The organism is Streptomyces sp. NPDC002669, assembly GCF_042889165.1.
Lineage (GTDB): Bacteria > Actinomycetota > Actinomycetes > Streptomycetales > Streptomycetaceae > Streptomyces.
On record NZ_JBIAQQ010000015.1, the window covers coordinates 133,535 to 146,102 of the forward strand.

9 protein-coding genes and 1 riboswitch are annotated in these 12,568 nt (G+C 72.9%); of the genes, 6 read left to right on the forward strand and 3 right to left on the reverse strand.

Going from position 1 to position 12,568, the window contains the following annotated elements; genetic code table 11:
- Window positions 1–11 precede the first annotated feature (11 nt).
- The gene (locus tag ACFYW1_RS22630) at window positions 12–1,637 is read left to right on the forward strand and encodes a DUF5691 domain-containing protein (RefSeq protein WP_388995909.1); all 1,626 of its coding nucleotides are present in this window, start codon (window positions 12–14) and stop codon (window positions 1,635–1,637) included.
- A gap of 121 nt (window positions 1,638–1,758) precedes the next feature.
- On the opposite strand, the gene ACFYW1_RS22635 is transcribed toward ACFYW1_RS22630, so the two are convergent.
- Window positions 1,759–2,172, reverse strand: coding sequence for a cobalamin B12-binding domain-containing protein (locus tag ACFYW1_RS22635; protein ID WP_148838781.1), 414 nt, complete (start codon window positions 2,170–2,172; stop codon window positions 1,759–1,761).
- Window positions 2,173–2,592: 420 nt separating this feature from the next.
- Here ACFYW1_RS22635 and ACFYW1_RS22640 point away from each other — a divergent pair, with 420 nt between their 5' ends.
- Together ACFYW1_RS22640 and ACFYW1_RS22645 are read left to right on the forward strand one after the other, a co-directional pair.
- Window positions 2,593–3,684 (forward strand): esterase/lipase family protein, encoded by a 1,092-nt coding sequence (locus tag ACFYW1_RS22640; RefSeq protein ID WP_388995913.1) that lies wholly within the window; start codon window positions 2,593–2,595, stop codon window positions 3,682–3,684.
- A 314-nt stretch (window positions 3,685–3,998) separates the two neighbouring features.
- Window positions 3,999–5,609: a M23 family metallopeptidase gene (locus ACFYW1_RS22645; protein ID WP_388995916.1), complete on the forward strand. Its 1,611-nt coding sequence runs from the start codon at window positions 3,999–4,001 to the stop codon at window positions 5,607–5,609.
- Between the two features lie 99 nt (window positions 5,610–5,708).
- Here the strand turns inward: ACFYW1_RS22645 and pcrA are convergent, their stop codons facing one another.
- A complete protein-coding gene (gene pcrA / locus ACFYW1_RS22650) occupies window positions 5,709–8,186 on the reverse strand; it encodes a DNA helicase PcrA (protein ID WP_388995919.1) in 2,478 nt (825 codons plus the stop codon).
- Between the two features lie 244 nt (window positions 8,187–8,430).
- A riboswitch (cyclic di-AMP (ydaO/yuaA leader) is annotated at window positions 8,431–8,600 on the forward strand.
- On the opposite strand from pcrA, the gene ACFYW1_RS22655 reads away from it, so the two are divergent.
- The gene (locus tag ACFYW1_RS22655; RefSeq protein WP_388995922.1) at window positions 8,599–9,747 is read left to right on the forward strand and encodes an NlpC/P60 family protein; all 1,149 of its coding nucleotides are present in this window, start codon (window positions 8,599–8,601) and stop codon (window positions 9,745–9,747) included. (Overlaps the previous riboswitch by 2 nt.)
- A gap of 159 nt (window positions 9,748–9,906) precedes the next feature.
- Here the strand turns inward: ACFYW1_RS22655 and ACFYW1_RS22660 are convergent, their stop codons facing one another.
- The gene (locus ACFYW1_RS22660) at window positions 9,907–10,260 is read right to left on the reverse strand and encodes a hypothetical protein (protein WP_388995925.1); all 354 of its coding nucleotides are present in this window, start codon (window positions 10,258–10,260) and stop codon (window positions 9,907–9,909) included.
- 356 nt (window positions 10,261–10,616) lie between these two features.
- On the opposite strand from ACFYW1_RS22660, the gene ACFYW1_RS22665 reads away from it, so the two are divergent.
- Window positions 10,617–11,678 (forward strand): NlpC/P60 family protein, encoded by a 1,062-nt coding sequence (locus ACFYW1_RS22665; RefSeq protein WP_388995928.1) that lies wholly within the window; start codon window positions 10,617–10,619, stop codon window positions 11,676–11,678.
- Between the two features lie 125 nt (window positions 11,679–11,803).
- Window positions 11,804–12,568: a GNAT family N-acetyltransferase gene (locus tag ACFYW1_RS22670; protein ID WP_388995931.1), complete on the forward strand. Its 765-nt coding sequence runs from the start codon at window positions 11,804–11,806 to the stop codon at window positions 12,566–12,568.

A 12,568-nucleotide genomic window follows, 5' to 3' on the forward strand; every position in this document is an offset into this window, starting at 1 on the left:
AGGGGGAGCACATGCCTCGCACGATCACACCCGCGGCCTGGGAAGAGCTCGTCACCACGGCGCTCCTGGGCACCGACCGACGCCCGGCGGGGGCCGACGGGCCGACCGGTCTGCTGGACACGGCGGCGCTGCACACCGTGCGCCGCCGGGCGGGGCTGCTGCCCGCGACCCCGGCGGCCCGCCCCGCCCCCGCGCCCTCCGACCCCCGGCCGCCGCTGCCGCCGGCCGCGCGGCGCAGGCTCGCCCAGTTGCTCGCGGACCGGTCGGCGCCGGGCGGCTCCGGCGGCCGGCGCGGCACGGCCCCCGACCTCACCGAGCTGATCCCGCAGTGGCTGGCCGTCGCCAACCGGTACGGCTTCCGGGCCCCGGCCCCGCTGCTCCCGGCCCTGCTGGACGCGGCCCGGGCCCGTACCGATCTGCGGCCGCAGGCCCTGGCCTTCGCCGGGCCGCGCGGGCTGTGGCTGGCCGGGCTGAACCCCGAATGGAAGTTCGCGCTGCGCGGCTCGTCGGGCGGTTCCTCGCTGCCCGACGTGACGGACCCGGAGGGGGTCGCCCGGCTGTGGGAGGAGGGGCTGTTCGCGGAGCGGGTCGCCCTGCTCGGGGCCGTCCGGGAACACGACCCCGCCGAGGCGCTCGCGCTGCTCGCGTCCACGTGGTCCACCGAACGCGCCGAGGACCGGCTGATGTTCCTCGACTCGCTGCGCTCCGGACTCTCCGCGGCCGACGAACCCTTCCTGGAACAGGCCCTCTCCGACCGCAGCCGCAACGTCCGTGCCACGGCCGCCGAACTCCTCTCCGCGCTGCCGGAGTCGGCGCTCGCCGGCCGGATGGCGGCCCGCGCGCTGTCGTGCGTGGGCCCGGACCTCACCGGCGACGACGCCTCGGTCGCCGTGGAGGCGCCGCACGAGTGCGACGCCTCGATGGAGCGCGACGGCGTGGTGGCGGTGCCGCCGTCCGGCCGGGGCGAACGGTCGTGGTGGCTAGGCCAGTTGGTGGAGGCGACCCCGCTCCCGACCTGGACGGCGCGGTTCGGCGGCCGCGACGCGCGCGAGATCGTGGGCCTTCCGGTGTCCGACGGCTGGGGCGAGGAACTGCACGCGGCGTGGTGCCGGGCGGCGGTGCGGCAGCGGGACCCGCAGTGGGCCCGCGCACTGCTCGGCGCCCCCTCCGTCCCGCCGTCGAACGGCCCCGGCACGGCCTCGCTCGCCGAGCGCTCGAAGCTCCTCTCGGTGCTCCCCGCGCCCGAACGGGCCGCGTGGGTGGCCGACTTCGTCGCCGCGCACGGCCTGTCCGAGGCGTTCCAGCTGCTGGGGGTCTGCCCGACCCCCTGGGCCGAACCCCTCGGCCGCGCGGTGGTCGACGCCCTGGACATCGCCCGGGACGCGGGCAGTTACCCGTGGAGCTTCAGCGGTGTGATGGGACTCGCCGAACGCTGTCTGAACCCGGCCGAGGCCGACCGCCTGGAGGTCCTCACCACCACCCCGGACGAACCGGAGGACGCCTCGCCGGGAGCGAACGGCTACTGGTCGGAGGCGTTCCAGCGGCTGGTCTCCACGCTGCGGCTGCGCGCGGCGATGGAACGGGAACTGATACCGGCACCGGCACCCTCGTCTGCGCCGGCATCGATACCGGACTGACGGGGCCCGGGAGCGGCACGGGGAACTCCTGGGACGGAGCCGGGCGGGCGGGCCGGGAGAAGTGGCCCGCCGCCACGTGGCCGCCGGAAGGGACCGGGAGGGAGAGGAAAAGGCGGGGCGGTCAGGCCTCGGCGGGGTGGCGCACGTTCGCGTTGACCCATTCGACGATCGAGACCGTCGTGGCACCCGGGGTGAAGATCTCCGCGACGCCCTGTTCCTTCAGCGGGGGGATGTCCGCCTCCGGGATGATGCCGCCGCCGAAGACCTTGATGTCCTCCGCCTCGCGCTCCTTCAGCAGCTCGATCACCTTGGCGAAGAGCGTGTTGTGCGCACCGGAGAGGATCGAGAGGCCGATCGCGTCGGCGTCCTCCTGGATCGCGGTGTCCACGATCTGCTCGGGCGTCTGGTGGAGCCCGGTGTAGATGACCTCCATCCCTGCGTCGCGCAGGGCCCGCGCGATCACCTTGGCGCCGCGATCATGGCCGTCCAGGCCCGGCTTCGCCACCACCACACGGATCGGACCGGTCACACCCATCACTGCCTCCACATGCGTCTCCCGTGCCTGAAGGGCCGGGGATGTGAACGAACGTTATCTACAGCATCCCGCAAGCCGTCGTTTCGCGGTGGACGGGGAGGGGGAAATCACACCTGGGACATGTTCACCGGGCGCCGGTGCCCCGGGAGACGGCAGGTCTGCCGTGCGGGACCGGCCGCCAGGGGAGCCGCTACGAGGTAGCCGTACCACCGCGCCGCCAGCCGCGCGGCACGGTGGTACGGCCGCCCCCGCCCGTCCGGCCCGTCGGCCGTCCCTCGGCCACCGCCGGTGAGCGGGGTACGCGCGCCGGGGCCGATCCCCGGCCGGCCGGTCCGGCCGCCCGCGGCCTCGCCCCGGAACCCCATGAGGGCATCCGGGCCGCGGCGGCCGCCCCCGGATGCCGGAGCAAGGAGGTCGGCCATGAAGGTCCCGCCTTTCCTTCCCGCACTGCTGAGCCTGCCGTACCCGGTCCGCACCCGGCCGTCGCCCGCCCTGCTGAAGGCCGAAGCGCTGGAACTGGTGGTCCTCGCCGGACACGTACTGCTCTACCCCACCGGCATCACCGGAGAGCGCCACGCCGCATCGGACCCCACAGTCCTCACAGATCCCCCAGACCTCACAGGTCCCACGAACCCCACGGATCACTCAGCCCCCTCAGCCCCCACAGACCGCGCAGACTCCACAGACCGCGCAGACCGCACGGGCTCCGCAGGCCGGGCGGGCTCCGCCGGGCCACGTACCCTCCCGGGCTCCCCCGCCGTTCCCCCGCCCGCCGTCCCCGTGGAGCCCACCACCCCGGCCGGGGACTCCGCCCTCCCCGTCGAGGGCGACGAGCGGCCGCCCGTCGTGCTGCTGCACGGCTTCGTCGACAACCGCTCGGTCTTCGTCCTGCTGCGCCGCTCCCTCTCCCGGCACGGCTGGCACCATCTGGAGTCGCTCAACTACTCGCCGCTGACCTGCGACATCCGTACGGCGGCCGAGCTGCTCGGGCGGCACGTCGAGGAGATCTGCGCCCGCACCGGGCACCACGAGGTCGACATCGTCGGGCACAGCCTCGGCGGCCTGATCGCCCGCTACTACGTGCAGCGACTGGGCGGTGACCAGCGGGTCCGCACCCTGGTCACCCTGGGCACCCCGCACCAGGGCACCGCCGTCGCCCCGTTGGCGAGCGCCCACCCCATCGTGCGGCAGATGCGCACGGATTCCGCCCCGATCGAGGAGCTGCGCAGGCCCGCGCCCGGCTGCCGCACCCGGTTCGTGAGCTTCTGGAGCGAGCTGGACCGGGTGGTCGTCCCGACCGAGGCGGCCCGCATCGACCATCCGGACCTCGACGCACTGAACGTACGGGTCACCGGAATCGGCCATCTCGCGCTGCCGGTGCACCCGTCGGTCGTCGCCGCGGTCCGGCAGGCGCTGGAATCCGGTGAGCCGACGGGCGGAACCGAAGATCCCGCAGGGCCCGAAGGCCCTGCGGAGGCCGGGGGAACCGGCGGAACCGTCTCGGCGGCCTGATCCGGCCCGAGCCCCCGGAAGCCCCGGACACCCCTGGCGCTCCGGCCCCCGAACGCCCCGGACACCCCGCTCCGTGCGCCCATACCGCGTCCGCGGACACCCCGCAAATAGAACAAGTTTCGAACATAGAGCCAAGGCTGTGTGTTCGGCCCGCCGAAAGGCGGCCGATTGCCCGTTTCCTGAGCCGTCAGGGCCTGCCGAAGATTGTCGGCGTCGCATACCGCCGGGTACAGTCGCGGCCACTGCTCCCCCCTGGGATCCCCCCACCGGAACCCGGGCCCACAGGTTCTGCTGCCGAGGCGAGAGAGAAGTTGGTGAACGACCAGCACCCCCACGCCGGGTATGCCGGGTACGACAGCGATGCCACCGGCAGCTTCCACACCGACCCCCTCTTCGGTTCGCTCCCCGACGGCCACGACGGCGCCTACGGCAACGGTTACGGCGCCGGACAGATGGGGCACAGCGGCCAGTACGACTCCACCCGGTGGGACACGGGCGCGCACCCGACCACCTCGTACGACGGGTACGACACGTACGCGGCACAGCCCCAGCAGCAGTACGAGGCGGCGCCGACGTACTCGACCACAGCCACCTGGACGCCCGCCGCCGACTACGGCACGACCGCGACCGTGCTCACCGACACCTCCGGTTTCATGGGCGTCCCGGCCCAGGGCGGCTCCCCGGACGCCACGGGCCAGTGGGACACCGGCGGCTGGCAGCCGGGCAACCAGTGGGCGGCGACCGACACGGCCGCGTACGACTCCGGCGTGTACGACGCCACGGCCTGGAACACCGGCGCCACGCCCGAGCACGAACAGCAGACGACACAGTCCGCGCAGACCGTGCAGACCGTGCAGGCCGAACAGGTGTTGCACGAGGCTCCGGCGACGCACGACGCGTACGGGGTCCAGGAGACCCACGCGGCGCACGAGCCGTACGAGTTCTACACCGGTGAGGGCTCCTACGACCCGTACGACCCCTACCGCACCGACGGGCCCGGGCACGACGCCGGGCACACGGCCGGTACAAACCACGGCGCCGACGGCGACGCCGACCGGGGCCCCTCGATCCACGACGCCCTGACCCGCGACTTCCCGGTCCTGGACGCGGACCTGCCCGCCCCGGCGAACGACTCGCACCGGCCGATCGGCCGCACCTCGGCCCGCGGCAACGGCGGCAGCAGCCGCAGGCGGCGTTCCCCCGCGAAGCGTTCCGCGCTCCTCACCGTCGCCATTCCCTCCGCCTGTGTGATGAGCGTGGCCGGCATCGCGGCCGCCTCCGTCGGCGGACTGGGCGGCGACGACAAGAAGGACGACGGCAAGACCACGATGGCGGCGCCCGACGCCGGAACCGTCAAGCCGGGCGTGGCCAACAACAAGCTGGACACCCAGCTCGCCAACCTCAGCGCCGACGCCGAGAACTTCGCCGACCGCGCCAGCCGCACCCAGGAACGCATCGACCTGCGGGAGCGGCAGGCCGCCGAGAAGAAGAAGCGCGAGGAGGAGGCCGCCCGCAAGGAGGCGCTGCGGCCCAAGTTCGTCATGCCGGTCGCCCAGCACACCCTCAGCGCGTACTTCGGCCAGTCGGGCGTCAACTGGATGTCCCGGCACACCGGCATCGACTTCCCCGTCCTCCAGGGCACGCCGGTGATGGCCGCGACGGACGGCACCGTGCGCACCCAGCTGAACAGCGCCTACGGGAACATGGCCATCGTCACCGCGGCCGACGGCACCGAGACCTGGTACTGCCACCTCAGCAGCACCAAGATCCGCTCGGGCCCGGTCAAGGCCGGCGACGTCATCGCGTACTCCGGCGACTCCGGGAACTCGACCGGCCCGCACCTGCACTTCGAGGTGCGTCCCGGCGGCGGCGCGGCGATCGACCCGCTGCCCTGGCTCCGCAGCCACGGCGTCGACCCGACCTGAGCCGACGGCCCCGGGCCCGCCGCCCGGAACACGGACACGCATGGTTCTGCCCGCCACACCGACGGTGTGGCGGGCAGAACCATGCGTACGGGGCCGGAACTACAGCTTCTCGACCGGGGCGTACCGCAGCAGCAGCTTCTTCGGCCGGTCGTCCCCGAAGTCGACCGTGGCCTTCGCCTGGTCGCCGACGCCCTCGACCGCCGTCACCGTGCCGAGGCCGAACTGGTCGTGCGTGACCCGGTCCCCGACTGCCAGCGTGACCGTCGGCTTGCTGTCCGAGGCCCGCCGGGTGGCGAAGCCCGAGGGGCCGGAGCGCGCGCGGGAGGCGGACAGCGACGAGGTGATCCCCGTCGTCGGCCCGGCCGGGGCCGCCATCGGCCCGGTCCGCTTCCACTCCAGGTGCTGGTCCGGGATCTCCTCCAGGAACCGCGACGGCGGGTTGTACGAGGGCTGCCCCCACGCGCTGCGCATCGCCGCCCGGGTCAGGTAGAGCCGCTCGCGGGCCCGGGTGATGCCGACGTAGGCGAGCCGCCGCTCCTCCTCCAGCTCCTTCGTCTGGCCCAGTGCCCGCATGTGCGGGAACACGCCGTCCTCCAGGCCGGTCAGGAAGACCACCGGGAATTCGAGGCCCTTCGCGGTGTGCAGCGTCATGAGCGTGATGACGCCGGAGCCGTCCTCGTCCTCGTCGGGGATCTGGTCGGAGTCGGCGACGAGGGCCACCTTCTCCAGGAACTCGGCGAGCGTGCCCGTACCGGTGGTGGCCGCGGGGGTGCCCTCCTCCGTGCCGTCCCCGGCCGCCGCCGCGCGCTCCTGCTCGAATTCGAGGGCCACCGAGGCGAGTTCCTGGAGGTTCTCGATCCGGGTCTCGTCCTGCGGGTCGGTGGACGCCTGGAGTTCGGCCAGGTAGCCCGTGCGTTCCAGGACGGCCTCCAGGACCACCGCGGGGCCCGCGCCGGACTCGACGATCGTGCGCAGCTCCTCCATCAGCGTGTTGAACCGCTTGACGGCGTTGGCCGACCGGGCCGCCATGCCGTACGCCTCGTCGACCCGGCGCAGCGCCTGCGGGAAGGTGATCCGCTCCCGCAGGGACAGGGCGTCGATCATCGCCTCGGCCCGGTCGCCGATGCCGCGCTTGGGCACGTTGAGGATGCGGCGCAGCGGGACGGTGTCCTCCGGATTGGCGAGGACGCGCAGGTAGGCCAGGATGTCCCGGACCTCCTTGCGCTCGTAGAAGCGCACGCCGCCGACGACCTTGTAGGGCAGCCCGACGCGGATGAAGATCTCCTCGAAGACACGGGACTGGGCGTTCGTCCGGTAGAAGATCGCGACGTCACCGGCCTTGGCGTCGCCCGCGTCGGTGAGCCGGTCGATCTCGTCCGCGACGAACTGCGCCTCGTCGTGCTCGGTGTCGGCGACGTAGCCGGTGATCCGGGCGCCCGTGCCGGCGTTCGTCCACAGGTTCTTGGGGCGGCGGCTCTCGTTGCGTTCGATGACCGCGTTGGCGGCGGACAGGATCGTCTGCGTGGAGCGGTAGTTCTGCTCCAGGAGGATCGTGGTCGCGTCCGGGTAGTCCTCCTCGAACTGGAGGATGTTGCGGATGGTCGCGCCGCGGAAGGCGTAGATCGACTGGTCCGCGTCACCCACGACGCACAGCTCGGCCGGGGCGTCGCCCTCGCCCGCCGGCCCGACCAGCTCCCGCACGAGGGTGTACTGGGCGTGGTTGGTGTCCTGGTACTCGTCGACCAGGACGTGCCGGAAGCGGCGGCGGTAGTGCTCGGCGACGTCGGGGAACGCCTGGAGCAGGTGGACCGTCGTCATGATGATGTCGTCGAAGTCCAGCGCGTTGGCCTCGCGCAGCCGGGACTGGTACATCGTGTACGCCTGGGCGAGCGTCTTCTCGAAGCCGTCGGCGGCCTGGCCGGCGAAGGTCTCCTCGTCGATCAGCTCGTTCTTCAGGTTGGAGACCTTGGCCGTGAACGACTTCGGCGGGAAGCGCTTCGGGTCCAGGTCGAGGTCGCGGCAGACCAGGGCCATCAGTCGCTTGGAGTCGGCCGCGTCGTAGATCGAGAACGACGAGGTGAAGCCGAGCTTCTTCGACTCGCGGCGCAGGATGCGCACGCACGCGCTGTGGAAGGTCATGACCCACATGGCGTTGGCGCGCGGTCCGACGAGCTGCTCGACGCGCTCCTTCATCTCGCCGGCGGCCTTGTTGGTGAAGGTGATCGCCAGGATCTGGCCGGGGTGCACCCCGCGCTCGGCCAGGAGGTGGGCGATCCGGTGGGTCAGCACCCGGGTCTTCCCGGAACCGGCCCCGGCGACGATGAGCAGCGGGGCGCCCGCGTGCACGACGGCGGCGCGCTGTTCGGTGTTCAGCCCGTCGAGGAGCGCCGCCGGGTCGATGACCGGGCGGGGGGCGCCGTCGCGGTAGTACGCGTCCCTGGGCGGCGGCCCGTCGAACACGTCCCCGAAGAGCCCCTCCGGCACCTCTTCGGGTGCGGTGTCCTCGGGGGGCGGCGGGGGCTCTTCCTCCGAGTGCTGGAGGCCGGCCAGGAAACTGTCGTCAAAGAGGCTGCTCATCGCTTGTCGAGTCTAAGCCGCCGCGCGGACACCCGACGGGCCCTTGCCGAACCGCTCCCGGCGGACACGCACGGGGAGCGGGCGCGCACACCACGTGAGGGGTTCCGGTCCCCCGGCCGCCCCCGCCACCCAGGTCACGAAAATGTATCGGGCATATCGAACATCGACCTTCCCAGCGGCACACCGGTTGGCTAGCGTGCTCGACCGGGCAGCCCGTACCCCCTTTGCGGCGAACCACGCCGAGCGGGAGCCCGCGCCGAATCCGGGCTGCCCTCGCGGGCGTTCGGAGCCGGGGACCCAACAGGCAAGACCGGGGTGAATCGGTCCTCATCCCCCACTGAACGGACCGTAGGGCAGCCTTCCGTTCCGCCCGAACCCGACAGCTAACCCGGCAGGCGGTCCACGGAAGGAGATGCCCGACTTGGCATCGCACCGCAAACCGCGCCCCCGGACGTTCAGCAACGCACCGGCCGTCGGACTCACCACGGCGGCGCTGGCGTCCGTGACCCTGCTCTCCACGCAGAGCGCCACGGCCGCGCCCGACCCGAAGCCCGGCATCGAGGACGTCCAGAAGAAGGTCGACGACCTCTACCGGCAGGCGGGCACCGCGACCCAGAAGTACAACCTGGCCAAGGAGGCCTCCACCGCCCAGCGCGCCAAGGTCCGGGGCCTGCTGGACGACGTGGCCGAGCGCGCCGACAAGCTCAACGAGGCGCGCCGGACGCTCGGCGCCTACGCCGCCGCGCAGTACCGCAACGGCTCCATCGCGCCGACCGCCACCTTCTTCCTGGCCGACGACCCGCAGGCGTACTTCGACCAGAGCCGGCTGCTGGACCGGATGACCGGTCGGCAGCAGAAGGCGGTCACCGACTTCCAGACCCAGCAGGCCAGGGTGGCGAAGAAGCGCTCCGAGGCGGTACGGAGCCTGGAGACCCTGACGACGACCCAGGCCACGCTGCGCACCAGCAAGCAGAACGTCCAGAAGAAGCTGGGCGAGGCGCGCACGCTGTTGTCGAAGCTGACCGCCGAGGAGAAGGCGCGGCTCGCGGCGCTGGAGCGGAAGAAGGAGGCGGAGGCCAGGCGCAAGGCCGAGGAACTGGCGAAGCAGCAGGCCGCCGCCAAGGCGGAGGCGGACCGCAGGGCCGAGGAGGCCGCGAAGGAGGCGGGCTCCGGCAGCGGTACGGGCACCGGTACCGGCTCGGACAGCGACGCCACCAGGACGGACAAGGTGCTCGCCTTCGCCCGGGCCCAGATCGGCAAGCCGTACGTCTGGGGCGCGACCGGCCCGGACTCGTACGACTGCTCCGGGCTCACCCAGGCCGCGTGGAAGGCGGCGGGCGTCGACCTGCCGCGCACCACCTGGGACCAGGTGAAGGTCGGCACCCGGGTCGCCACGGCGGACCTGCGGCCGGGCGACCTCGTCTTCTTCTACGACGACATCAGCCACGTCGGCATCTACAAGGGCGACGGGATGATGATCCACGCGCCGAAGCCCGGGGCGAACGTGCGCGAGGAGTCGATCTACTACATGCCGATCTACGGCAGCGTGCGCCCGGCGTGACGACCGCGTCGGCCGGGCTCGCCGCTCCGGGCCCGGCCGGCACCCCGGCCCGGCCGCTGCCCCGCCTCGCGCGGCGGGTCGGCGGCCGGGCCGGGGCCGGCAGCGGGCGAACAGGCGATCGGGCAGACCTCGGGCCGGCACGGGGCCCGGGAGGCGGGCTCAGGTCCAGAGCGTGGCGATGAAGATGTTGGCGAGCGTCAGGCCGCCGACCGCCGCGAAGACGCCCTTGTCGACCGTCTCCTCGTCCCGCTTGACGTAGACGAGCGCGAGGATGACGACCAGGATCAGCGTCTTGATCCCGATCTTGATGTTGTTCACGTGGCCGCCGTCGGCCTCGTTCAGCCCGACCAGCGCGACACCGGTGACCAGCATGGTCAGCGCACCGTGCAGCATCGCCGGTACGAACCGGGCCGTGCCCGCACCCATCGCCTTCATCTGGGTCAGGAAACCACCCAGCAGCGAGGCGATGCCGATGACGTGCAGGGCGACGAAGACATGAATGAGTACGTCCATGAGGCCGCAGCCTAACCCCGCCCATATCACCGCCCCGCAGGCAGGTGCGACTTCCCGGCCGCTTCACTCGTGTCTGTACCCAATGCCTCGCTCTGGTGCAATTTCCTCGATCACTCAACGACAACGCCACGCCAAATTCGGGCAATAAGCGTCATTACGACTCCTGCCCGTGCCCCGGGTCTAGCGTCCCTGACCAGGTGACCGGCTCCATCGCCGCTCCGTCCCCGGACGGCGCACCGGTCGCCCCGCCGGGCGGTCCGGCGGCGGGCCGCTCCCCCGTGGCGCCCGTCGCCGGTTCGCCGGTGGGCCCGTCGGTAGTCCCCGACGGGCAGTCATCAGGAAGGACGCACGCCCTCGTGGCAGCGCATCGAAAACCCAAGCAGCGCCCGTTCTCCGGCTCTGCTGCCCGCACCGCGGCCGGTCTCGCCCTCACCGGGGCCGCCACCGCCGTCGTGCTGCCGGGGTCGGCGCACGCCGACCCCGACCTCACCCCCGCCCAGGTCAAGGCCGAGGTGGACCGGCTGTACCACGACGCGGAGGTCGCCACCGAGAAGTACAACGGCGCGAAGGAGAAGGCGACCGCCGCGACCGAGGCCCTGAACGCCCTGCGCGACGAGGCCGCCCGCCGGACCGAGCGCCTCAACACCGCGCGCGACGAACTGGGCGCGTACGCCGCCGCGCAGTACCGCGCCGGCGGCATCAGCCCGTCCGTGCAGCTGGCGCTCTCCTCCGACCCCGACCAGTACCTGGAGCGCGCGGCGTTCGTGGACCGGGTCGGCGACCGCCGGGCCGCCGCGATCGACCGGGTCCGCAAGCAGGTCGCCCGGATCGCCGAAGTGCGCTCGCGGGCCGACAAGAAGCTGACCGTGCTGGCCGCCCGCCAGGCCGAGCTGAAGAAGCAGCGGGCCACGATCAGGACCAAGCTGGCCGACGCGCAGCGGCTCCTCGCCCGGCTGACCCCGCCGGAGCGCGCCGCGTACGAGGAGTCCGGCCACGGCGGGTCCGGCGGTACGGACACCGCGGCCCGGGCCGGCCGGACCGTCGCGCGCGGCCCCGTCCGGGCCCCGAACGCCCGTGCCGCCGCAGCCGTCGCGTTCGCCTACGGAGCGATCGGCAAGCCGTACGTCTGGGGCTCGACCGGCCCCTCCTCGTTCGACTGCTCCGGGCTCACCCAGGCCGCCTGGCGCTCCGCCGGGGTCTCCCTCCCCCGGACCACGTACACCCAGATCAACTCCGGGCAACGCATCCCGCGTTCCCAACTCGCCCCGGGCGACCTGGTGTTCTTCTACTCCGGGATCAGCCACGTCGGGCTGTACATCGGCAACGGGCAGATGATCCACGCGCCGCGCACCGGGTCGACGGTCCGGATCGCGCCGATCGACCAGATGCCCTTCGCCGGGGCGACACGCGTGGCATAGGCTCCCCCCGATTCCGATCCGGAGCGGGCGCCGTCGGGCGGCCGCGCCCGGGTCGGACCAGCACCGGGTCGGCCCGCCGTCGGGGGCGACCCGCCACCGACCAACCGGCCCGAGGACACCCACACATGCCCATGGACATCGATGTCCAGACCCATGCCCGCACCCTCGCCCTGCGCTCCCCCGACCACCTCCGGGTCGGCCCGTTCACCGTGCGGTACAACCCCGACTGGTCCATCAAGTACGCCAATTACGCCATACCCGACCAGGACGCCGAACCCACGCCCGGGGAACTCGACGCCCTGATCGCGGTGTTCCGCGAGCACGACCGGCTGCCGCGGCTGGAGTTCCTGCCCGGCTGGGCGCCCGCGGTCGAACCCGCGCTGCTCGCTGCCGGGTTCACCGTGGAGAACCGGGCCCCGATCATGGCCTGCGCCCCGGACGGGCTGCTGACGCCGAAGCCGGTGGCGGACCTCGTGATCGGCGAACCGGCCACCGACGCGGAGTTCGCCGCCGCCGCGCTCGTCCAGCACCACGGGTACGGCGGGACCGGCGAGCCCGAGGACGGCACGGAACGGTGGCTGCGCACGGCGGTCGGGGGCGGCGGGGTCGCGGCCCTCGCCACCGTCGGCGGCACGCCCGCGGGCGCGGGCGGCTGCTCGGTCCCCGTGGACGGCCTCACCGAACTGGCCGGGCTCGCCGTCGCCGACGCGTTCCGGCGCCGGGGCATCGGCGCCGCGCTCTCCGCCCACCTCACCGCGACCGCCTTCGAGCGCGGCTGCCGGGTGGTCTGGCTGGAGCCGGGCGACGCCGACGTCGAGCGGATCTACGCGGGCATCGGCTACCGCCGGATCGGCGAGAAGCTGAACATCTCGCTCGACCCGGCGGCCTGA

Bases quoted from the DNA above. Each gene is read 5' to 3' on its own strand.
- ACFYW1_RS22640 (WP_388995913.1), top strand. From the start codon at position 2,593: ATGAAGGTCCCGCCTTTCCTTCCCGCACTGCTGAGCCTGCCGTACCCG.
- ACFYW1_RS22655 (WP_388995922.1), top strand. From the start codon at position 8,599: ATGCCCGACTTGGCATCGCACCGCAAACCGCGCCCCCGGACGTTCAGC.
- pcrA (WP_388995919.1), bottom strand. From the start codon at position 8,186: ATGAGCAGCCTCTTTGACGACAGTTTCCTGGCCGGCCTCCAGCACTCG.
- ACFYW1_RS22670 (WP_388995931.1), top strand. From the start codon at position 11,804: ATGCCCATGGACATCGATGTCCAGACCCATGCCCGCACCCTCGCCCTG.
- ACFYW1_RS22660 (WP_388995925.1), bottom strand. From the start codon at position 10,260: ATGGACGTACTCATTCATGTCTTCGTCGCCCTGCACGTCATCGGCATC.
- ACFYW1_RS22630 (WP_388995909.1), top strand. From the start codon at position 12: ATGCCTCGCACGATCACACCCGCGGCCTGGGAAGAGCTCGTCACCACG.
- ACFYW1_RS22635 (WP_148838781.1), bottom strand. From the start codon at position 2,172: ATGGGTGTGACCGGTCCGATCCGTGTGGTGGTGGCGAAGCCGGGCCTG.